This window comes from Stenotrophomonas sp. YJH_SMC_94-11 (assembly GCF_059370435.1).
In genome coordinates this window covers 70,047-92,089 of record NZ_JCAFTR010000007.1, presented here as the reverse complement: position 1 = coordinate 92,089, position 22,043 = coordinate 70,047, and the positions used below count along the sequence as shown (strand labels likewise).

The window sequence follows — 22,043 nt, the reverse complement described above, 5'->3', positions numbered from 1 at the left end:
CCAAGAGCAATCACCCATGGCTCAGTCCGTTCGCAAGCGTCGTCACCTGCTGTCCCAGGCACTGGTCCTGGTCCTGTTTCCCCTGGCCGCTGGTGCACAGGAAGCGGCCAGTTCGTCCACCAAGGACTTGGACGCGGTCACCGTTACCGGTTCGCGCATCAAGCGCGCCGCGGTCGAAGGTCCGGCCCCGGTCAACGTGATCACCGCGCAGCAGATCCAGAAAGAGGGCTTCGTCAGCGTGTACGACGCGCTGAAGACGCTCACCGAAGCGACCGGTACCGTCGAAGCCGCCTCGCAGTGGGGTTCGCACACGCCCAATGCCAGCGGGCTGAACCTGCGCGGGATGGGCCCGAACCGCTCGCTGCTGTTGGTCAACGGCCGTCGCGTGGCCGATTACCCGCTGCCGTATGGCGGTGAAACCAATTTCTCCAACTACGGCAACATTCCGGCCGCAGCGGTGGAACGCATCGAAGTACTGACCGGCGGCGCCTCGGCCATCTATGGTTCGGACGCGATCGCCGGCGTGGTCAACGTCATCCTCAAAACCAACTACGACGGCGACGAAGTGCGCGTGCGCGGCGGCACCTCCACCGAAGGCGGGCGCGACACCTGGGACCTGTCATGGGCCGGCGGCAAAACGGGTGACAACTGGAGCGTGACCTATGCGTTGCAGTACACCAAGCGCGATCCGTTGTTCGGCCGCGACCGCCCGCAGATGGACGATGCCGATGATGCGCCGTATGCGTCCTGGAACATGGAGCAGCGCAAGGTCGGCTTCCGTCCCACGGCCGGGCTGGCGCTGATCGATCCGACGACGGGCCAGCGCCTGGCGCCGCCCACCGGTACCTGCGAGAAGTTCGACGGTGAGTACTACACGGCCGATCGACTGGTCTACAACTACGCCGCCAACCGCATCACCAACACCGGCCGCCTGTGCGGCATGAGCGCCGACTACGCCAACTGGCTGCTGACCGGTGGTGCCGAGAACGTGTCCGGCAACCTGTATGCCACCTTCGATTTCAGCAGCGACCTGCAGGCCTGGACCAACCTGGCGGTGTACCACTCCGAAGCGATCTGGGGCACCAACCCGCCCAGCGTCTCGCTGATCGACGACGACAACGGCTATTACTGGGATGCCAATCGCAACCGTCCGATCCTGGGCGTGCGCCAGTTCACTCCGAACGAAGTCGGCGGCCTGGACACCCTGCGCAACACCAACCGCGAACTGTCCTGGGACTGGAGCGCTGGCCTGCGTGGCCGCCTCGCCGACCGCTTCGACTGGAGCGCTACGGTGGGGCGCTCGTATTACCGGGTGGAGGAAAGGCAGAACGTGGTCGACAAGCAGAAGTCGTACGACTACTTCCTGGGACCGAAGCTGGGCACCACCGCCGATGGCGAGGCGATCTATGCACTGAACGAATCGCGCTGGTGGAATCCGCTGACGCCGGACCAGTACTGGCAGATGGGCACCGTCGCGAAGAATCGCGCAACGTCCTGGGTCAACCAGGCCTCGGCGGATATCACCGGCGAACTGTTCCAGGGTTGGGCCGGCCCGATCTCGTTCGCCGCCGTGGCCGAAGTCGCGCAGCAGGGCTATCACCTCAGCCCGGACCCGCGCGCCGGCATCGACTTCGATCTGCAGAACGTCGATCGCGGTGGCGGCGAGCGCACCCGTTACTCTGCCGGCGTCGAGTTCAAGATCCCGCTGCTGGAGAGCGTGACGGCCACCGCGGCCGCCCGCTACGACCGCTATGGCAACTACAAGGCCGATGACAGCAGTGAAGCGCTGGATATCGGCAGCCAGAAGGAGACCACCTGGAACGTCGGCCTGGAATGGCGCCCGGTCGAATCGCTGCTGGTGCGTGGCTCGTACGCCACCAGTTTCCACGCGCCGGACATGCACTATCTGCTGGGCCAGCCGAGCAGTTCCGAAGTGCAGACCTATGACCGCCTGCGCTGCATCCAGAGCGGTGCCTACCTGGTCAACAACTGTGGCGTGGGCAACACCGATGTCTGGTACACCTTCGACGTGAACCGGCGTGGCACGCCGCTGCTGCGTTCGGAAACCGGCGATTCGTGGACGGTCGGCTTCGTCTGGGACGTGATGCCGAACCTGTCGGTCAGCGCCGACTACTGGGCGATCAAGCTGGAAGACATGATCGTCGACGTCGGCGCCGACGAGGTGCTGGCCAGCGAGGCCGGCTGCCTGACGGGCAAGAACATCGATGGCACGCCGTGGGCCAATCCGGCCGGTGGCGATTATTGCGCCGGCATCCTGGCCCGCGTGAACCGCGACAGCAGCGGCCGGCTGGTGTCGATCGAGCGCGGCCCGTTCAACCTGGCCAGCCGGGAAGTGCGCGGTATCGACCTGACTGCACGCTATCGCCTGGAAACCGCGCAGTGGGGCAGCTTCCAGCTGGGCCTGAACTACACCAACCAGATCTCGACCAAGGAACAGCGCTACGCCAACGACCCGAACCCGGAACGGCGCGACCGGGACCTGCGCAGCAAGCTGCGCGCGAGCCTGGCCTGGCAGCGTGGCAACTGGAACGCCAACGTCTATGCCGACCGCGTGGGTTCGGTGCCGGGCGTGCGCTATCACTGGGGCACCGATCGCCTGGACAATCCCGGCGGTTGCCTGCCGTTCGCCGACGGCTACGTGCCCAGTGACAGTCCGTCGCTGAACTGCCTGGAACCGGCACAGCTGCCGGATGGCTCGGTGAACCCGAACCCCAACGCGGGCCAGCAGACCTCGCGCTACTTCGGCCGGGTCGGGCCGTTCATCACCTGGAACGTCAACGTGGGTTACCAGGTGACCGAGCACGCCAAGGTCAATGTCTACGTCAACAACGTGTTCAATTCGGCCAGCTGGAACCACAAGGACCCGTACAAGCTGGACTATGACTTCGCCCCGACCCGGTTGCTGAGCGCGGTCGGCCGCGAGTTCGCATTGGAGTATGTGTTCACCTTCTGAGGAGACCGGCCTCCGCCGGTAGATCCACGCCATGCGTGGATGCGGAAACGGAACACCGGGGGCGGCGCCCCCTTGAGGCATGCGGACAGGCTGGATTTGACCTTCCCACGATGGCAAGGTTTAGCCTGTCCGCATCCAGAAGGAAACCCGGGAATCCGATCATGAGCACGCCGCGCGCCGCTGCCGCCCCCGCCAGCCCCTCCACCATCAGCCTGCCCATCGAGGGCATGACCTGCGCCAGCTGCGTAGGCCGGGTCGAGGCAGCACTGTCCAAGGTCGAGGGCGTGGGCAGTGTCTCGGTGAACCTGGCCACCGAGCGGGCGGACATTCGTCCGTCGGGCCCGGTGGATCGCGCGGCGCTTGTCCAGGCAGTGGAGCGGGTGGGCTATGACGTGCCCGCAGCGACCACCGAACTGGCGGTCGAAGGCATGACCTGCGCTTCCTGCGTGGGCCGTGTCGAACGCGCGCTGTTGGCCGTGCCCGGCGTCAGCCAGGCCAGCGTCAACCTGGCCACCGAGCGCGCCACGGTGCGTGGCATGGCGGACGTGGCTGCGCTGGTCGCCGCGATCGACAAGGCCGGCTATGACGCACGTGTGATCGAGGCGGGTGTGCAGTCCGATGACCAGGCTGCGGAAAAGAAGGATGCCGAGCGCGCCGAACTGAAGCGCGACCTGATCGTGGCGGCCGCGCTGGCACTGCCGGTGTTCGTACTGGAAATGGGCTCGCACCTGATTCCCGGCATGCACGCATGGGTGATGTCCACCCTCGGCATGCAGGCCAGCTGGTACCTGCAGTTCGTGCTGACCGCGCTGGTGCTGGCCATTCCGGGCCGCCGTTTCTACCAGAAGGGGTTCCCGGCGCTGCTGCGGTTGGCGCCGGACATGAATTCGCTGGTGGCGGTGGGCACCGCCGCGGCGTTCGGCTATTCGGTGGTAGCGACCTTTGCACCGCGGCTGCTGCCGCCGGGCACGGTGAACGTCTACTACGAAGCGGCGGCGGTGATCGTCGCGCTGATCCTGCTCGGCCGCTTCCTGGAGGCCCGGGCCAAGGGCCGCACCTCTGAAGCGATCAAGCGCCTGGTCAACCTGCAGGCCAAGGTGGCCCATGTGATCCGTGACGGCCGCGCGGTCGACATCCCGATCAATGAAGTGCAGAGCGGCGACGTGGTGGAAGTGCGCCCGGGCGAGCGCGTGCCGGTGGATGGCGAGGTGGTTGAAGGCCGCAGCTACATCGATGAATCGATGATCAGCGGCGAGCCGATTCCGGTCGAGAAGCTGCCGGGCAGCAGCGTGGTGGGTGGCACGGTCAACCAGAAGGGCGCACTGACGGTGCGGGCCACGGCCGTGGGCGCGCAGACCCTGCTGGCGCAGATCATCCGCATGGTCGAACAGGCGCAGGGCTCGAAGCTGCCGATCCAGGCGGTGGTCGACAAGGTCACGTTGTGGTTTGTGCCGGCGGTGATGCTGGCCGCGCTGGCGACCTTCGCGGTCTGGTTGATCTTCGGTCCATCGCCGGCACTGAGCTTTGCATTGGTCAATGCGGTGGCGGTGCTGATCATTGCCTGCCCGTGCGCGATGGGCCTGGCCACGCCGACCTCGATCATGGTCGGAACCGGTCGTGGCGCCGAAATGGGCGTGCTGTTCCGCAAGGGCGAAGCACTGCAGCTGCTGAAGGACGCGCAGGTGGTGGCGGTGGACAAGACCGGCACGCTGACCGAAGGCCGCCCGCGCCTGACCGACCTGGAGATTGCTGCCGGCTTCGATCGCAACAGGGTTCTGGCGGCAGTGGCCGCGGTGGAGTCGCGCTCGGAGCATCCCATCGCCCGCGCGATTGTTGATGCCGCGACCGGGCAGGGCATCACGTTGCCGGGCATGGTCGACTTCGAATCGGTCACCGGCATGGGCGTGCGGGCCAGTGTCGAGGGTGCACGCGTGGAGGTCGGTGCCGATCGCTTCATGCGCGACCTGGGCGTGGACATCACTGCATTCGCAGCATTGGCGGCGGAACTCGGCACGCAGGGCAAGTCGCCGCTGTATGCCGCCATCGACGGTCGCCTGGCCGCGATCATCGCGGTATCCGATCCGATCAAGCCGAGCACCCCGGCAGCGATCGCGGCACTGCATCGGTTGGGCCTGAAGGTGGCGATGATCACCGGCGACAACGCCGGGACCGCGAAGGCGATCGCGCGCCAGCTCGGCATCGATGAAGTGGTGGCCGAGGTGCTGCCGGAAGGCAAGGTCGAGGCGGTGCGCCGGCTGAAGGCCACGCACGGCCACGTCGCCTTCGTTGGTGACGGCATCAACGATGCGCCAGCACTGGCCGAGGCCGATGTCGGCCTGGCCATCGGCACCGGCACCGATATCGCGGTGGAATCGGCCGACGTGGTGCTGATGTCGGGCAACCTGCAGGGCGTACCCAATGCCATTGCGCTATCGAAGGCGACGTTGGGCAACATCCGGCAGAACCTGTTCTGGGCGTTCGCCTACAACACCGCGTTGATTCCGGTGGCCGCCGGCGTGCTGTACCCGGTCTGGGGCGTGCTGCTGTCGCCGGTGTTCGCGGCCGGTGCGATGGCACTGTCCAGTGTGTTCGTGCTGGGCAACGCACTGCGCCTGCGCCGCTTCCAGCCGCCGATGGCGGATGCCGCCGTTGCGACCCACTGAAGGAGAATCGCATGAATATCGGTGATGCCGCCAAGGCCTCCAGCGTGTCGGCGAAAATGATCCGCTACTACGAACAGATCGGCCTGATTCCTGCGGCGGATAGAACGGAGTCAGGCTATCGGGCGTATTCGCAGGCCGACATCCATCGCCTGCGCTTCATCCGCCGCGCGCGCGATCTCGGCTTCCAGGTGGCCGAGATCGGCGACCTGCTGGGCCTGTGGAACGACACGTCGCGCCACAGTGCTGACGTCAAGCAGCTTGCCGAGCAGCACATCGCCGACCTGGAACAGCGCATCGAGCACATGCGGCAGATGGCCGACACGCTGAAATCGCTGATCCGCTGCTGTGCCGGCGATGAGCGCCCGGAATGCCCGATCCTGCAGCGGCTGGGTGAAGACGATGAGGCCCCGCCGCCGGTCGATGCAGCGAAGACCGGCGCGGTGCGGCGGCGCGCGCGCAAGCGCTGAGTTTCCATGTCGCGTGCAGGAAAAGCCCGCCCAGTGACAGTGCAGGGGGCGGGCTCCGCTGTGGCAGAAAGCAGGGGATCAGGCAGTGCGCGGCGGGAATCCCGCATCGTTCAGCGCGGCGAACACCTGCTCCTGTGATGCGGTGGTCTGCACCTTGACCAGGCCGGTCGGCGGATCGGCCACCACACTGGCGCTGGGATCGATCTGCTGGATCGCGCGGGTCACGCTGCGCGCGCAGCCGCCGCAGGTCATGCCGTCAACATGGAATTCCATCTGTAGCTCCTTCGGTGCTCGTGAGGTGAAACCAGTGTGCACCTTCCAACGATGGCAGGGTCAAGCAGGTGGCTGAACGGCGGTGCAGGCAAATGAAAACGGCAGCCGCCTGTACCAGCGCGGCTGCCGTGGAGGACCATTCCCGTCGGGGCGGGCAAGACTGCGCCGGGCCAGGCCCGGCGCTGCCTCAGAACTTCCAGTTCACGCCGAAATACAGCTGGCGCCCGGCGTACAGATTGGACAGCAGGCGGGCCTGGCTGTCGTTGCCGATGTAGCTGCGCAGCTCGGACTTGGTGGCGTTCAGTACGGCGGCGGTCACCGTCCAGTCCGGGGTGAGGTTGTAGGCCACGTTCAGGTCAAGCTGGCTGTAAGGCTTGGTGTAGGTGGTCATGCCATTGTTCAGGCCGCCGACCACTTCACCACGACGGTTGTACGAGGCGCGCGCCAGGAACTTGTCGTTCTCGTAGAACACCGTAACGTTGGCCTGGTTCTTGGCACTGCCGACCAGCGGCGAGGAGCCGATTTCCTCGCCATCCAGCACGATCGAGGCCAGGTTGGTGTCGTTGTAGGTGTAGTTGGCCTGCACGCCCAGTCCGAAGTCGAACGTGTACTGGCCATACAGTTCCACGCCCTGCGACACGCCATCGCGGCCATTGGCCTGGGTCTCGTACTTCTGCACGGTGACCGACTGCCCGCCGACGTTCATCTGCTGGTCGCGCACCACCGGCACGGTGAAGTTGTCCACGTTCTTGCGGAACAGCGAAACACCTGCGACCGCGCCCGGCTTGAAGTACCACTCCAGGCCCAGGTCGAACTGGACCGCCTTGAACGGTTCCAGCGCCTTGTTGCTGCCCGAGCCGTACCAGCCGGGCGTGTCGGTGCCGCCGGTGACGCGGCGGTCGTTGGCGTACTCTTCGCTGATGTAGCGCAGGCCACCGGGATAGGCGATGCTGGTGTAGCTCGGGCGCGCGACCACCTTCGACGCCGCGCCACGCAGCACCAGGTTGTCGGTGATGTCCCAGGCAATGTTGAAGCTGGGCAGCACGTCGGTATAGGTCTTTTCCAGCGACGACAGGGCATACACCTTGTCGCGCACCTGCGGGTCGGGCAGGCGGACGAAGCCACCCTGGCAGCGCAGGTTCGGGTCGGCGGCCGGATCATCGCAGCTCATCGGCGCGCCGCTGGCGTTGTCGACGAAATAGTCGTTGAAGCGCTCGACCGAATCGCTGGACTGGGCGAACTGCTTGGTCCGCACCACGCGCACGCCGATGTTGCCGCGTACCCGCTCAGTGCGGAAGTTGGCCTGGAAGTAGCCGGAATAAATCTTCTCGTTGACGTCGTAGACGAAGTCTTCTTCGGTGCGGTTGTGCGAGCCACCGTAGGTCTTGTTCAGGTAGTCGATGTAGGCCGGGTAGTTGATGCCCGGGAACACGTTGGCGTTGAACGCGCCGGTGATGTTGCTGATCGGGTTGGACAGGAAGAAGCCCGGCTGCGCATCGCCTGCGGTCGGATCGCAACCGGCCTGGTAGCGGTTGTTGTCATAGTCGGACGGATCCAGGCCCGGGCACACCCAATAGGTGTTGCCGGTGTTGCGGTGGACCTTGCCATCGCGGTACTTGGCGCCGAACTGGATCGAATCCAGCCAGCCGGCCTCGAACAGCTTGGTGACGTCGGCCTGGAAGTAGTTCTGCTTGACCTCGGTCTGCATCCACGACGAATCGGTCGAGCCGGTATCGACTTCGGCCACGCCCGCCATCAACTGCTGCTGCAGGTCCGGCGAGAACTGCACCGACGGTGTGCCGGTCAGGTCCCAGGCGGTGTACTGGTTGCCGGACTGCCACTGGTTGCCAACCTTGCGGCGCGGCTTGGCCGACATGCGGAAATTCATCGACGGACCACCTTCGGACCAGGTGCGGCCGCCGGTGAACGAGGCCTTCCACAGCGGGCTGATATCCCAGTCGATGGTCAGGTCGGCGGTCTGCGACAGTGCCTTTTCCTTGCTGTATCCACCGGTGAGCTGCGGAGTGGGGATGGTGCAGTCGTCCGGGCCCCAGCCACCGGGTTCCAGGCCGGCTGCCGCTGCTTCTTCCTCACTGCAGTAATAGGTCTTTCCGGCCAGCTTCTGGTACTGCGCACCCGTGACGATGCTGCCACTCGGGTCGAAATCCAGGCCGTTGAGCAGGCGGCCGCCGGCCCAGTTGCCGTCCTGGTTGTAGCGGGCCAGGTTCCACTCCGGCACCTTCAGCATGTTCTGGGTGTAGTCACCCTGCAGCTCGAAGCGGAAGTAGTTCGCGGTCATCGTGACGTTGTCGACCGGCTTGAACTGGAAGGTCAGCTGGCCGCCCTTGCGCTCGCGCTTTTCTTCCTTCACCGCGAAGTTCACCGAGGTCGGCATGAAGAATTCGCTGTAGTTCTTGCCAGCCTGGTTGTTGAAGCCGGACTGGCCCCACCAGTAGTGGATGCCATCCTGTTCCAGCAGGTTGCCGTTGGCATCGCGGGCCGTGGTGCCATTGCCGTACCACTGGTAGTCCTCGGTGCTGGCTTCCATGGTGCGGGTGGTGCGCTTCTGCTGGGTCACGCCGACGAGGACGCCGAAGCGCTCATCCTTGCTGTGCCACGAGTACAGCGCGGACGCCTGCGGATCGACATCGTGGCTGGTATCGGAGGTGGTGCCCTCCAGGTTCACGTAGCCGGAGTTGGATTCCATGTCCAGCGGGCGGCGGGTATGCAGGATGACCGTGCCGCCGATGCCGCCTTCGTCGATGCGTGCTTCCGGCGACTTGAACAGCTCCGCGCTGGACAACATGTTCGATGGCAGCAGGGTGTAGTTGAAGGAGCGCGTCGCTTCGTTGTTGGTCTCCGACGAGGCGACGAAGTTGCCGTTCAACTGGGTCAGGGTCAGGTCCGGCGCGAGGCCGCGCACACTGACACTCTTGCCTTCGCCACCGCTGCGGGTGATGACCACGCCGGGCACGCGCTGCAGTGCGTCGGCCACGTTCTTGTCGGGGAACTTGCCGACGTCCTCGGCGGTGATCACCTCGACCACCGCGTTGGCGTCGCGCTTCTGCTCGAGGCTCTTTTCAATGGCGTAGCGGTAGCCGGTGACCTGGACGCTGTCCAGGGTGGTGGCGTCCTGCGAGCCGGTGGAAGCGGCCTGTTGCGCGGCGGCGCCACCCGGAATGACGGCGGCGGCCAAGGCCAGCGCGATGGCCAACGACAATGCGTCCTGGCCATGCGTACGTGTTGAATGCTTCATTCCCATCTCTCCCTCTCTCATGGATTGATCCGGTGACGTGGCACGGACAACTTGAATCGATCTAATTTGAAGTGACTTTGTCGCTGTCGCCAAGCAACTGCCAGTGGCGCCGCGCGCGTGGCCTGGTACGTCCTGTTGCTGCTCCCCCAACTCCCGGCCATCGCAGCGTCGTCTTGGATCGATCTAAGCGATGGGCGGGCGATTTTTAGCACGGGTCGCCCGCAGGCGCATGCTGCTGCGCAATATGGTACTGGCGTGGCGAAGGGATGACGGTTTGCTGAAATCAGTGAAATCGTTTTCGTGCGCAGGGGAGGGTGGGTCGGCAGGGCTGCGCCCTGCACCTGCGGTAGTGCCGGCCGCTGGCCGGCAACTGCCAAAGCCAAAGCCAAAGCGGCTCTGGTTTTCTGCTGGTTTGGCGGGGCGGTGTGGGCTGGCAGGACACGCCGTAAACCCGTCCATGGGGGCTCGATGGCGCCATCCATGGCGCCAACGGTCCTGCCAGCCCACGCCGCCCCACCTTTGACAGCCTCCCGGTGACGGTTGGATTGTCCTGGCGACGGAATGTGGAACGGCATGGGGTCAGATCCGTTTTCCTATGGAAAACGGATCTGACCCCAATTGATTTCGTTATCTGTCAGAGATTCAGCCAAGCATGGCGTTGATCCGTTGCAGATCGCGAGAATCTGTCGAAGGCGGGGTGGGTCCGGTTGCGGGGGTGTCCGCGGCATGGATGCCGCGGCCAAGCCCCCAGGGACGGGTTTACGGCGTCCCCCGCAACCGGACCCACCCCGACTCCCCACAGGAAACCGGCTTCTGCTGTTGCTTCTGCTGTTGCGGTTGCTGTTGCTCCAGCTCGTAGCAGGTGCAGGGCGCAGCCCTGCCGAACACCCCATCTCATGCTGCGCCGCAGAATGCATTCGGCTGAACCTGCATGCTCTACTTGAATCGATCTAAATTCACGGTCTGGTGGGTCGGGCGTCGTTCCAGGGGGAGCTCTCTGCAGGTCAGGGCAGGGCTCAGCGGAACGGTGCCGGACGGCCCCGGCCGTCTGCCTCCGCGTCATCGACTACAGGAACCCGACATGCGTCCAGTGCCGTCCGCTCCCGCCGTCCCATTGTCCTCGCGCCCGCTGGTGCGCCTGGCCTGCCTGCTCGCGCTGTCGTCAGTGCCGGTGCTGCTGCAGGCCGCACCGGCCGCGCTGGAACGCGAGGTCAATACCTTCATCGGCAGCAAGGACGACGGCAATACGTTCCCGGGCGCGTCGGCGCCGTTCGGCCTGATCCAGGTCAGCCCGATCGGCAGCCACTATTCGGGCTGGCGCTACGACGACGAGAAGATCCGTGGCTTCGGTCATTCGTTCATTTCCGGCGCCGGCTGCTGGGAGCAGGGTGGCCAGGTGTCGGTGCTGCCGGTGACCGGTTCGATCGGTCCGGGCGGCGATTTCGATACCGGCAATGCCAAGCAGTTCGACCACAAGGCCTACGCATCGACCTACACCCACGATGGTGAGGTCGGCCAGGCCGGCTACTACAAGGTGCGCCTGACCAGCTACGGCGGCATCGATGCGGAAGCCACCGCGCGCACCCGTGCCGCCGCCGAGCGCTACACCTTCAGCCAGCCCAGCGGCGATGGCCACGTGCTCGTCAATGTCGGCCAGGCCAACGAGCGCCATTCGGTGATCGGCAGCGTGGTCGATGTGGTCGGCGATCGTGTGGTGGAAGGCAAACTGGTCACCAAGAGCTTCTGTGGCGGCCACCAGTACACCACCTGGTTCCGCATCGAGTTTGACCGTCCGTTCAAGGCGCATGGCACCTGGGGTGAGGGCGGTGGCCTGCCGGGCGCGCGCCACAGCATGGAAGGCGAGCAGAAGCCGAACGGCGCCTGGCTCAGCTTCGACCTGGCCAAGGGCCAGTCGGTGACGGCGGTCAGCGCGATCTCGCACGTGGATGCCGAAGGCGCGCGCACCAACCTGCGCGCAGAAGGCATGCAGAATGGGGTGCTGCTCGGCTTCGACCGCATGCGTGCGCTGTCCCAGCAGTCCTGGCGCGAGCAGCTGGGCCGGGTGCGTGTTCAGGGCGGCACTGCCGACGACCGCGCGGTGTTCTACAGCGCGGTCTATCACGCACTGCTGCAGCCGATGACCGGCAACGACGCCGACGGCCGCTACCGCGGTTATGACGACGGTATCCACCGCGCCGATGGCTGGACCTATTACGAGTACTTCTCGCTGTGGGATACCTACCGCGCGCAGAACCAGTGGCTGGCGCTGACCCGCCCGGACGTGGCGCGCGACATCGGCCGTACCCTGCTGGCGATCGACGAACAGGTCGGTTGGCTGCCGCGCTGGGGTTATGCCAACTTCGAGACCAACATCATGACCGGCGATCCGGTCACGCCGTTCATGGTCGACCTGTGGCGCTTCGGCGCGCTCAAGGGCCGTGAATCGCAGGCCTGGGATGCACTGCGCCGCAATGCCTTCGGCACGCCGCCACTGAACTCGCGCATGGCCGGACGCTCCGGCAACCCGACCTACCTGGACAAGGGCTATGTGGCCTACGACCGCGCATTCCCGTCCAAGGGCATGGATGTCGATCCGCACCATGGTGGTTCGGCCACGCTGGAATATGCGTTGGCCGACTGCGCGCTCTCGCAGATGGCCGATGTCCTGGGCCATGCGCAGGATGCGGCGACGCTGCGTGAGCGTGGCCGCAACTGGCGCAAGGTGTGGGACCCGCAGGTGCGGGATGCCGAGACGGGTTTCACCGGCTTCCCGCGCCCGCGCACCGAGGATGGCCAGTGGTACACGCCGGCCGATGGCCACTACAGCCCGCGTTCGCACCACGGTTTCCATGAGGGCACGGCGTGGCAGTACCAGTGGCTGGCGCAGCAGGACGTGCCGGGCCTGGTCGAAGCGATGGACGGCCGCGAACAGGCCGGTCGCCGCCTGGATGCGTTCTTCGCGATGGACGCGCTGCAGGCCGATCCGCTCAATGCCGCCCGCAAGGCGTGGGTGGTAGGGCCCTACAGCTACTACAACCAGTTCCGCTACAACCCGAACAACGAGCCGGACCTGCACTCGCCGTGGCTGTACACGCTGATCGGCCAGCCGTGGAAGACCGCCGCCGTGGTGCGTGCCGCGCAGCAGTTGTTCACCAATGCCCCTAATGGCGTGACCGGCAACGATGACCTCGGCACGATGTCGGCCTGGTACCTGTTCAGCGCCATCGGCGTGTACCCGGCGGTGCCGGGCAGCGGCCAGTTCCTGCTGCACACGCCGCGCTTCAGCAAGGTCGAAGTGGATATGGGCAATGGCCGAACCCTGCGCATCGACGCGCCGGGTGCCGATGGCCGCCGCCTGCAATACGTGCAGGGTGTGCGGGTCGACGGCCAGGCGCATGCACCGGTGTGGCTGGACTGGGACCGCCTGCAGCAGGGCCCGCGCCTGCAGTTCGCGCTCGACGCGAAGGCGCCGGAGCAGGGCTGGGGCACCGCGGTGAAGGACCTGCCGGTGTCCTGGTGCGCGGCACCGGGCAGCCAGCTGCGCTGAGCCGGACTGTGCCGTTCGCGCTGACCCAGCGAACGGCACGGCACGACACGGCCCTGATCCATTAGGCTTGAGCCTCCAGCGGAGTCCGGGAAGACGATGAACGACAACGGCAACAGTCCCAGCAAGCGCGCCGGCAAGGCGGTGACGGTGACCGACATCGCGCGCGCGATCGGCGTGTCACGGGCAACCGTGTCGCTGGTGCTGCGTGGCAGCCCGCTGGTCAACGTCGATACCCGCGCCAAGGTCGAGGCCGAACTGCGCCGCCAGCGTTACGTCTACAACCGTGCGGCGGCCAACCTGCGCCGTCGTACCTCGTCGAGCATCGCGCTGGTGATCAACGATCTCTCCAACCCGTTCTTCGCCGAGTTCGCATCGGGCGTGGACGAGGCGTTGGGCGGGCGTGGCTACGTGACCCTGCTCGGCAGCACGGGTGAATCGCCGGAGCGGCAGCAGGCGGTGCTGTCCACGCTGATGGAGCACACCCCGGCCGGCCTGATCCTGTCGCCGGCCGAGGGCAGCGATACCGCACAGCTGCGGCAGGCACTGGGTGCCAATGCCAACGTGCTGCTGTTCAACCGCGAACTGGCCGGGGCCGACTGGGACTTCCTGACCCTGGACAACCAGCACGGCGCCTATCTGGCCACGCGCCACCTGATCGAGCGCGGCCACCGGCAGATCGCGTTCTTCGGGGGCCACGCCGCATCCAGTTCCTGCCACCAGCGCCGCGCGGGTTTCCAGCAGGCGCTGGCCGAGGCCGGTCTTTCGCTGCCGCCGGGCTGGATGATCGAGTCGGCCCCGAACCGCCTGGAAGCGGCAGCGCGCACCGATGAACTCTTCGCCGACGGTCATCGGCCGAGTGCGGCGGTTTGCTACAACGACACCGTCGCGCTGGGCCTGATGCTGGGCTTGAACTCGCGCGGCATCCGTCCGGGCGGCGATTTCGCCGTCACCGGCTTCGATGATATTTCCGAGGCGGCGGTGGCCGTACCGCCGTTGACCACGCTCACCGCCGACCCGCGCGAGCGTGGCCGCCAGGCTGCGGCGCTGCTGCTGCAGCGGCTGGACGAACCCGATGCACCGCCTCGGCGCACGGTCGCGCCGGTGCAGTTGCGCATCCGCGAAAGCAGTGCCGCACGACCGAACTGATTCCTTCCGCATACCCCTTCCACGCAACAACGACCTTCCGCGCATCGAGGCGCGTACCGCATGCCGATCTCCGCAACGCCCCGTCCATCGGGTTCTTCGGGCAACGCACCCGCCGTCACCAACGGCAAGGCGTTGGCTGTCGTGACCACGATCTTCTTCATGTGGGGCTTCCTGACCTGCCTCAATGACATCCTGATCCCGCACCTGAAGGCGGTGTTCGAGCTGAACTACGCCAAGGCGATGCTGGTGCAGTTCACCTTCTTCGGTACTTACTTCCTGATGTCGCTACCGGCGGGCCGCCTGGTGGCGGCGCTGGGCTACAAGAAGGGCATCGTGGCTGGACTGGTGATCGCCGGCATTGGCGCGCTGGGCTTCTGGCCGGCGGCCGAACTGCGCGTGTACGGCGCCTTCCTCGGTGCGTTGTTCGTACTGGCCACGGGCATTACCGTGCTGCAGGTCGCCGCCAACCCGTACGTCGCGCTGCTGGGCCCGGAACAGACCAGTTCCAGCCGCCTGACCCTGGCGCAGGCGCTGAACTCGCTGGGCACGGCCATCGCGCCGATCTTCGGCGGCATGCTGATCCTGTCCAACACTGTCAAGAGCGCTGACGACATCGCGGCGCTGCCGGCCGCCGAGCAGCTGGCCTACCGTGCCGCCGAGGCGCAGGCCGTGCAGGGACCGTACGTGGGCCTGGCCGTGGCGCTGGTGCTGCTGGCGCTGTTCGTGTTCCTGTTCCGCCTGCCGGCGCTGAGCGACGCCACCGAGCAGGCCGACCAGGGCCACCACCACAGCTACCTGGATGCGCTGCGCAAGCGCCACCTGCTGCTGGGCGTGCTGGGCATCTTCTTCTACGTCGGCGCTGAGGTGTCGATCGGCAGCTTCCTGGTCAACTACCTGTCGATGCCCAACATCGGTGGCTTCAGCGAACAGGAAGCCACGCACTACGTGTCGGCCTACTGGACGATGGCGATGATCGGCCGCTTCGCGGGCTCAGCGCTGCTGGCGCGCTTCTCGCCCAGCCGCCTGCTGGCGATCTTCGCGCTGGTCAACGTGGCGCTGCTGGTCACGACCATGCTGAGCTCCGGCAACATCGCGCTGTACTCGGTGGTGGCGATCGGCCTGTTCAACTCGATCATGTTCCCGACCATCTTCGCGCTGAGCATCGAGCGCCTGGGGCCGCTGACCAACAAGGGCTCCAGCCTGCTGATCATGGCTATCGTCGGCGGTGCCGTGGTGCCGTACCTGCAGGGCGTGCTGGCCGACCACATCGGTGTGCAGGCCAGCTTCATCCTGCCGCTGCTGTGCTACGGCTACATCATTTTCTACGGACTGGTCGGCGCGCGTACGCCGGCCTCCGCAACGCAGGGAGGCTGAGTCCGGAATGGGTGCCATCGTTTGCTTCGGCGAAATTTTGATCGATCTACTAGCGCAGCCGCCGGCCTCGGCCGACACGCCGCGCGCCTTCCTGCAGTACGCCGGTGGTGCACCGGCCAACGTTGCCGTTGCGGCCGCACGGTTGGGTGCGAAGACGCAGTTCGTCGGCACGCTGGGCCGCGACATGTTCGGCGACTTCCTGGCCGACAGCCTGGTCGAGCACGGCGTGGGCACGGATTACATCGTGCGTACCGATGCGGCCAAGACCGCACTGGCCTTCGTCGCACTGGATGCCAGCGGCGAGCGCAGCTTCAGCTTCTATCGCCCGCCGGCAGCCGACCTGCTGTTCCGTGACAGCGACTTCCAGGCGGCGTGCTTCGACAGCGCACAGTGCTTCCATGTCTGTTCCAACAGCCTGACCGAAGCGGCCATCGCCGAGGCGACCTTCGCCGGCATGGATCGTGCGCGCGCGGCTGGTGCGGTGGTCAGCCTCGACCTCAATCTGCGTCCGGCGCTGTGGCCGGCGAACGAGGACCCGACACCGCGCCTGTGGCAGGCGCTGGAACGCGCCGACCTGGTCAAGCTGTCGCGCGAGGAACTGGACTACCTGGCCGCGCCGCTGGGTGCCGATGGCGAGGCAGCGGTACTGCGGCGCCTGCTCGCTGCGCGCGCGCGCTGGGTGATCGTCACCGACGGTGCGGCCACGCTGCACTGGTACACGCGCGACAACCACGGCACGGTCACCAGCTTCCGCGTGGCCACCGTCGACACCACGGCGGCTGGCGATGCTTTCGTCGGTGGCGTGCTGGTTGGGCTGCTGGAGCGCGGCGGCGCCGGTACCGGTTTTGCCGCCTTCTGCCAGGACCCGGAGGCGATCACCGCCACGCTGCGCTTCGGCGCCGCAGTCGGCGCGCTGGCTGTTACCCGCAAGGGCGCGTTCGCCGCGATGCCCTCGCTCGATGAAGTGCAGCAGCTGCTGCAGGCACAGGACATTACCGCATGAGCACCTCGCCCGATTTCCGTTCGCCCGCGTTCCTGCGCGCGCATATCGCCGACACGATGGCGTTCTACCACCCGCACTGCATCGACCCGGACGGTGGCTTCTTCCACTACTTCCGTGACGACGGCAGCATCTACGACGCCAACCATCGCCATCTGGTGAGCAGCACGCGTTTCGTCTTCAACTACGCGATGGCCTACCGCGAATTCGGCAACGCCGAGTACCGTGAGGCGGTCGAGCACGGCGTGCGCTACCTGCGCGAGGGGCACCGCAACCCGGCCACCGGCGGTTACGCCTGGACCCTGCGCGACGGCAAGGTCGAGGACGACATGAACCACTGCTACGGCGTGGCGTTCGTGCTGTTGGCCTACAGCTGCGCACTGAAGGCCGGTCTCGAACAGGCCCGCGCCTGGATGGACGAGACCTGGCAGCTGCTGGAAGCGCGCTTCTGGGAGCCCCAGCACGGCCTCTACAAGGACGAAGCCGATGGGCAGTGGAACTTCACCGGCTACCGTGGCCAGAACGCCAACATGCACATGTGCGAGGCGATGCTGGCCGCCTTCGAGGCCAGCGGCGAACAGCGCTATGTGGAGCGCGCGCTGCAGCTGGCCGACAACATGACCCGTCGCCAGGCCGCCAAGGCCGGTGGCCTGGTGTGGGAGCACTACGATTCCAACTGGGAGATCGACTGGGACTACAACCTGGACGACCCCAAGCACCTGTTTCGCCCGTGGGGCTTCCAGCCGGGCCACCAGACCGAATGGGCCAAGCTGTTGTTGATCCTGGACCGCCATGTGCAGGTCGACTGGCTGGTGCCGACCGCGCAGCACCTGTTCGACGTGGCCGTGGCGCGCAGCTGGGACGAGACGCGGGGTGGCCTGTACTACGGTTTCGCGCCGGAGTCGCGCCGGCAGCCGGGCATGGATGGCGCCCCGATCGGTGGCGACAGTTTCGTCTGCGACGACGACAAGTATTTCTGGGTGCAGGCGGAGACGCTTGCGACCGCCGCACTGATGGCCAAGCGTACCGGCGATGACCGCTATTGGCAGTGGTACGAGCGTATCTGGGCGTATTCGTGGGAACACTTCGTCGATCACCGGTACGGCGCCTGGTTCCGCATCCTCGATGCCGACAATCGCAAGTACAGCGACGAGAAGAGCCCGGCCGGCAAGGTGGATTACCACACCATGGGTGCGTGCTACGAAGTGTTGAACGTGGTGCGTTGAGGTCTGCCGCGCTGCGCGCTCGCCGGACGTGGTCCGGCGCTACCGTGGCGTGTTGAATTGGTAGCGCCGGACCATGCCCGGCGGAAAGACAGGAGCATCCCGTGCATCGCCTTCCCCTCGTTGTCCGCCTGCTCCTGCTGCTGATCGCGGCGTCCGCCTTCCCGGTCGCTGCCACGCCGCTGCAGGCACAGTGGGAGTTCCGTATGCTGCCCGGCGACGCGCAGGGCGCCGCTCATCCAGGTCTGCAGCAATGGCGGGCGGCGACGGTGCCGGGCAGCGTGCACACCGACCTGCTGGCTCACGAACTGATCCGTGATCCGTATGTCGGCGCACCAGAGGCCGAACTGCAATGGATCGGCCTGGCCGCCTGGGAGTACCGCGCCCGCTTCGACGTGGATGCGGCGACGCTGGCCAAGCCCAATGCCGAGCTGCGCTTCGACGGTCTGGATACCTACGCCGACGTCAGCCTCAACGGCAAGCCGCTGCTGCGCGCGGACAACGCGCACCGGACCTGGCGCGCGCGCGTGAATGGGCGCCTGCGGGCCAGGGACAATGAACTGCAGATCGTGTTCCGTTCGCCTATCCGCACCCTGCTGCCGGGCGTGCAGGCAATGCCGCACAAGATCGCTGGCAACTACCCGTCGCCGTATGGCGATGAGCCGAAGGGCGCGATGGTCGGCAACTTCGCGCGCAAGCCGGCCTACCACTTTGGCTGGGACTGGGGGCCTCGCTATGTCACCGCCGGCGTCTGGCGCGGGGTTGACCTGCAGGCCTGGGAGGCTCACCGCCTGACCGATCTTGCGGTGCGTACAGATGCATTGAGCGCGGAGCAGGCGAAGCTGGCCGTGCTGCTGCAAGTGGAGCAGGGCGCGGCGGCGGGCTCGGCCGTGGTGAATGTGGATGTGCGCGATCCGCAGGGCCGCAACGTGGCCCAGGTGCAGCGCACGGTGCTGCTGAAGCCCGGCCAGAACAGCATCGAGGTTCCGGTTGAACTGGCCGATCCAAGGCGCTGGTGGCCAGTCGGCCACGGCGCGCAGGACCGCTACACGGTGCAGGCCCGCCTGGACCAAGGTGGCACGCCGGAGCTGGCGCGCGAGCAGCGCATCGGGCTGCGCACGGTCGAACTGCGCCGCGAGGAAGACCGCAAGGGCGGGCAGGGCTTTGCCTTCGTCATCAACGGCGTGGAGATCTTCGCCAAGGGCGCCAACGTCATTCCGTTCGATGCCTTTCCCGCTCGCGTCGATGCCGCACGCCTGCGCCAAGTGCTGACGGCCGCGCGCGACGCCAACATGAACATGCTGCGCAACTGGGGCGGCGGCTACTACGAGGACGACGCGTTCTTCGACATCGCCGACGAACTGGGCCTGCTGGTCTGGCAGGACTTCATGTTCGGCGGCGGCATGCAGCCGGGCTACGATCCGGCGTTTCGTGCCAACGTGGTGGCCGAAGCACGCGACAACGTGCGCCGTCTGCGCCATCACCCCAGCATCGTGCTGTGGTGTGGCAACAACGAGGAAGAAACCGCCTGGAAGGACTGGGGCCACGGCCGCGACCTGAAGGCGGCCAACCCGGCATTTGCGGCGAAGGTCTGGCAGGGCTACGTCGACCTGTTCGGCAACGACCTGCGCCAGGTAGTGGGCGAGGAGGGGCTGGGCGTGCCGTACTGGTCCAGCTCACCGAGCAACGACCTTGACGAGAAGGCCAACGATTCAACGCGTGGCGACAAGCACTACTGGCAGGTCTGGGGTAATCCGGCGTTGCCGGTGCAGGCCTACCTGCGCGAGACGCCGCGCTTCATGTCCGAGTACGGGCTGCAGGCGTGGCCGTCGGTGGCGACAGTGGACCAGATCGCCACCCGCGCCGAACAGCGCATCGACAGCCCGGTGATCCGCGCGCACCAGAAATTCATGGCCGGCGAGGGCAACAGCCGTCTGCTGCACTACATCGAACTGGGTTACGGCACGCCGAAGGACTTCGAGGACTTCGTCTATCTCAGCCAAGTGATGCAGGCCGATGGCATCGCACTGGCGGCGCTGCATCATCGCGCCTCGCGGCCATACACGATGGGTTCGCTGTACTGGCAGCTCAACGATGTCTGGCCCGGTGCCTCGTGGTCCAGCGTGGACTATTTCGGCCGTTGGAAGGCGCTGCACTTCGCCGCGCGGCGTTTCTTCGCGCCAGTGACGGTGGCGGCACTGCGCGACGAGGGCAGCACGCGGGTGCGCCTGATCAATGATGGCGCCTCACTGGAAGCGCGCTGGCGTCTGCGGGTGATGGACGTGGAGGGGAAGGTGCTGCGTCGTCGCGAGGAAACGGTGACGTTGGTGGCGGCGGGTGTCACCTCGATGGGCGATTTCAGCGATGCAGAGCTGCTGGCCGGTGCCGACCCGACGCGTACGGTGGCGGTGTTCGAGTTGCTGCAGCACGGCGACGTGAGCGCGCGGCAGGTGGTCGGTTTCGTTGAGGCCAAGGACCAGCTGTTGCCGCGGCAGAAACTCAAGGCCACGTTGTCCATTGAAGGGGACCACTATCGTCTGCGGCTGGAAAGCGCGGCGTACGTGCGCGCGGCGTGGATCGACTTCGGCGCGCTGGATGTGCAGGTCGAAGACAACCTGCTGGACCTGCTGCCGGGCGAAACACGTGATATCGCGGTGCGCGGCCCGGTGGATCTGGTTACCCTGCGCGAAGCGCTGAAGGTGAAGACCCTCAACGACCGTTGAGGGGTTTCCCGCTTTGGTAGGTGCCAACCTTGGTTGGCACACCAGCAGCATGCCAACCAAGGTTGGCACCTACCATTTTGCTTACAGCTGGATCTGCTGGAAATTCTCGACCCGTTCGTGGCCGTTGGCGGCCTGGCCGGTACGCGGCATCGGGTAATCATCCAGGCGATCGATCAGGCGGGTCTGCAACCCGGCTTCGCGGGCGGCATCCAGTTCTTCCACCACATCGGACAGGAACAGGATCTCGCCGGCCGGTACGCCGATGGCCTGCACGATGCGGCGGTAGCTGTCGGCCTCGCGCTTGCCGCCGACTTCGGTATCGAACCAGCCCGACACCAGCGGGCTGAGGTCGCCGGCGTCGCTGAAACCGAAGAACAGCTTCTGCGCCGGCACCGAACCGGAGGAGTACACGTACAGCGGCAGGCCGGAAGCGTGCCAGCCCTTCAGCACCGGCGCCACTTCCGGGTAGAAGTGCGCGGTGTAGTCGCCACGGCGGTAGCCTTCGTCCCAGATCAGCCCCTGCAGCGCCTTCAATGCGGTGTGCTTGCGGTCCTGGTCGATCCAGCCCTGCAGCGTCTCGGCCACCAGGCTGTCCTGGCAGGCACCGCCGATCTCGGTGGCGACCGCGTCCAGCCAGCGACGGACCTCCGGTTGCTGGCCATGTTCGGCGACGAACGCGGGCAACGCCTTGCGCGCATAGGGGAACAGCACGTTCTTGACGAACGAGATGCTGCTGGTGGTGCCTTCGATGTCGGTCAGGATGACGCGGGCTTGCATGGATCAGGACGCCTGGGTGGGTACGTAACGAGGGAACTTCTGCGCGATGTCGGTGCCGGTGAAATGGCCGACCCAGCCGTCGGGCTCGGTGAAGAAGCGGATCGCCACGAAGCTGGGTTCCTCGCCCATGTCGAACCAGTGGGTGGTGCCATCGGGCACGGCGATCAGGTCGTCCTTCACGCACTCGATCTCATAGACCTTGTCACCCACGTGCAGGGTGAACAGGCCGGAGCCGGCGACGAAAAAGCGCACCTCGTCTTCCTTGTGGAAGTGCTCGTCGAGGAACTTCTTGCGCAGCTCGGCGCGGTTCGGGTTGTCCGGGGCGATCGAGGCCACGTCCACGCTCTTGAAACCGCGCTCTGCCACCAGGCGGTCGATGTCGGCGCGGTACGCGGCGAACACTTCCTCCTGGCTGGCGCCCGGTGCGACCGGCGCGGTGGCCTGCCAGCGCTCGAAGGTGACGCCGATCTTCCGCAGCTCGGCAGCAATGACCGCGCCGTCCTGGGTGTCCAGCAGCGGCGATTCGGGGCGGGTGTCGTCGTAGATGCGCAGTCGGCTCATGGCGGCAGCTTGAACGTCTCGGGGGGAAGACAGGGTAGCAGGGTGGGCATGAGGTGCAG

The 22,043-nt window shown here is 66.2% G+C and carries 13 protein-coding genes; 9 read left to right on the top strand and 4 right to left on the bottom strand.

Going from position 1 to position 22,043, the window contains the following annotated elements:
• Positions 1 to 16: 16 nt before the first annotated feature.
• From AC5P74_RS13410 to cueR, 3 genes are all read left to right on the top strand, one after another.
• Positions 17 to 2,974: a TonB-dependent receptor plug domain-containing protein gene (locus tag AC5P74_RS13410; protein WP_346608003.1), complete on the top strand. Its 2,958-nt coding sequence runs from the start codon at positions 17 to 19 to the stop codon at positions 2,972 to 2,974.
• A gap of 161 nt (positions 2,975 to 3,135) precedes the next feature.
• Positions 3,136 to 5,637, top strand: a complete 2,502-nt coding sequence (locus AC5P74_RS13405; protein ID WP_346608004.1) for a heavy metal translocating P-type ATPase — start codon at positions 3,136 to 3,138, stop codon at positions 5,635 to 5,637.
• An 11-nt stretch (positions 5,638 to 5,648) separates the two neighbouring features.
• Positions 5,649 to 6,104, top strand: a complete 456-nt coding sequence (gene cueR, locus AC5P74_RS13400) for a Cu(I)-responsive transcriptional regulator (protein WP_188248180.1) — start codon at positions 5,649 to 5,651, stop codon at positions 6,102 to 6,104.
• 78 nt (positions 6,105 to 6,182) lie between these two features.
• Here cueR and AC5P74_RS13395 read toward each other — a convergent pair whose 3' ends face one another.
• Together AC5P74_RS13395 and AC5P74_RS13390 are read right to left on the bottom strand one after the other, a co-directional pair.
• A complete protein-coding gene (locus AC5P74_RS13395) occupies positions 6,183 to 6,377 on the bottom strand; it encodes a heavy-metal-associated domain-containing protein (protein WP_005416342.1) in 195 nt (64 codons plus the stop codon).
• A 187-nt stretch (positions 6,378 to 6,564) separates the two neighbouring features.
• On the bottom strand, positions 6,565 to 9,639 hold the full coding sequence (locus tag AC5P74_RS13390; protein WP_053500459.1) for a TonB-dependent receptor: 3,075 nt from the start codon (positions 9,637 to 9,639) through the stop codon (positions 6,565 to 6,567).
• A 1,075-nt stretch (positions 9,640 to 10,714) separates the two neighbouring features.
• Between AC5P74_RS13390 and AC5P74_RS13385 the strand changes: the two genes are divergently transcribed.
• The 6 genes from AC5P74_RS13385 (at position 10,715) to AC5P74_RS13360 (ending at position 20,646) form a co-directional block, all read left to right on the top strand.
• Entirely contained in the window at positions 10,715 to 13,180 is a 2,466-nt protein-coding gene (locus tag AC5P74_RS13385; protein ID WP_495204970.1) for a GH92 family glycosyl hydrolase, read from the top strand.
• 96 nt (positions 13,181 to 13,276) lie between these two features.
• Entirely contained in the window at positions 13,277 to 14,326 is a 1,050-nt protein-coding gene (locus tag AC5P74_RS13380; protein ID WP_005416345.1) for a LacI family DNA-binding transcriptional regulator, read from the top strand.
• Between the two features lie 60 nt (positions 14,327 to 14,386).
• Positions 14,387 to 15,700, top strand: a complete 1,314-nt coding sequence (gene fucP / locus AC5P74_RS13375; protein WP_005416346.1) for an L-fucose:H+ symporter permease — start codon at positions 14,387 to 14,389, stop codon at positions 15,698 to 15,700.
• A 7-nt stretch (positions 15,701 to 15,707) separates the two neighbouring features.
• Positions 15,708 to 16,703 (top strand): carbohydrate kinase family protein, encoded by a 996-nt coding sequence (locus AC5P74_RS13370; RefSeq protein WP_138953590.1) that lies wholly within the window; start codon positions 15,708 to 15,710, stop codon positions 16,701 to 16,703.
• On the top strand, positions 16,700 to 17,926 hold the full coding sequence (locus AC5P74_RS13365; RefSeq protein ID WP_329842598.1) for an AGE family epimerase/isomerase: 1,227 nt from the start codon (positions 16,700 to 16,702) through the stop codon (positions 17,924 to 17,926). Before AC5P74_RS13370 ends, AC5P74_RS13365 begins: the two co-directional genes overlap by 4 nt.
• Positions 17,927 to 18,027: 101 nt before the next feature.
• The gene (locus AC5P74_RS13360; protein ID WP_346608160.1) at positions 18,028 to 20,646 is read left to right on the top strand and encodes a beta-mannosidase; all 2,619 of its coding nucleotides are present in this window, start codon (positions 18,028 to 18,030) and stop codon (positions 20,644 to 20,646) included.
• An 81-nt stretch (positions 20,647 to 20,727) separates the two neighbouring features.
• Here the strand turns inward: AC5P74_RS13360 and mtnC are convergent, their stop codons facing one another.
• Together mtnC and AC5P74_RS13350 are read right to left on the bottom strand one after the other, a co-directional pair.
• Positions 20,728 to 21,423: an acireductone synthase gene (gene mtnC / locus AC5P74_RS13355; protein ID WP_053500748.1), complete on the bottom strand. Its 696-nt coding sequence runs from the start codon at positions 21,421 to 21,423 to the stop codon at positions 20,728 to 20,730.
• A gap of 3 nt (positions 21,424 to 21,426) precedes the next feature.
• Positions 21,427 to 21,984 carry a 1,2-dihydroxy-3-keto-5-methylthiopentene dioxygenase gene (locus tag AC5P74_RS13350; protein ID WP_053500751.1) on the bottom strand — a complete coding sequence of 186 codons (558 nt, stop codon included), beginning with the start codon at positions 21,982 to 21,984 and terminating at the stop codon, positions 21,427 to 21,429.
• Positions 21,985 to 22,043 lie beyond the last annotated feature (59 nt).

Bases quoted from the DNA above. Each gene is read 5' to 3' on its own strand.
- AC5P74_RS13380 (WP_005416345.1), top strand. From the start codon at position 13,277: ATGAACGACAACGGCAACAGTCCCAGCAAGCGCGCCGGCAAGGCGGTG.
- AC5P74_RS13410 (WP_346608003.1), top strand. From the start codon at position 17: ATGGCTCAGTCCGTTCGCAAGCGTCGTCACCTGCTGTCCCAGGCACTG.
- AC5P74_RS13395 (WP_005416342.1), bottom strand. From the start codon at position 6,377: ATGGAATTCCATGTTGACGGCATGACCTGCGGCGGCTGCGCGCGCAGC.
- AC5P74_RS13365 (WP_329842598.1), top strand. From the start codon at position 16,700: ATGAGCACCTCGCCCGATTTCCGTTCGCCCGCGTTCCTGCGCGCGCAT.
- AC5P74_RS13405 (WP_346608004.1), top strand. From the start codon at position 3,136: ATGAGCACGCCGCGCGCCGCTGCCGCCCCCGCCAGCCCCTCCACCATC.
- AC5P74_RS13350 (WP_053500751.1), bottom strand. From the start codon at position 21,984: ATGAGCCGACTGCGCATCTACGACGACACCCGCCCCGAATCGCCGCTG.
- fucP (WP_005416346.1), top strand. From the start codon at position 14,387: ATGCCGATCTCCGCAACGCCCCGTCCATCGGGTTCTTCGGGCAACGCA.
- AC5P74_RS13390 (WP_053500459.1), bottom strand. From the start codon at position 9,639: ATGGGAATGAAGCATTCAACACGTACGCATGGCCAGGACGCATTGTCG.
- cueR (WP_188248180.1), top strand. From the start codon at position 5,649: ATGAATATCGGTGATGCCGCCAAGGCCTCCAGCGTGTCGGCGAAAATG.
- mtnC (WP_053500748.1), bottom strand. From the start codon at position 21,423: ATGCAAGCCCGCGTCATCCTGACCGACATCGAAGGCACCACCAGCAGC.
- AC5P74_RS13385 (WP_495204970.1), top strand. From the start codon at position 10,715: ATGCGTCCAGTGCCGTCCGCTCCCGCCGTCCCATTGTCCTCGCGCCCG.
- AC5P74_RS13370 (WP_138953590.1), top strand. From the start codon at position 15,708: ATGGGTGCCATCGTTTGCTTCGGCGAAATTTTGATCGATCTACTAGCG.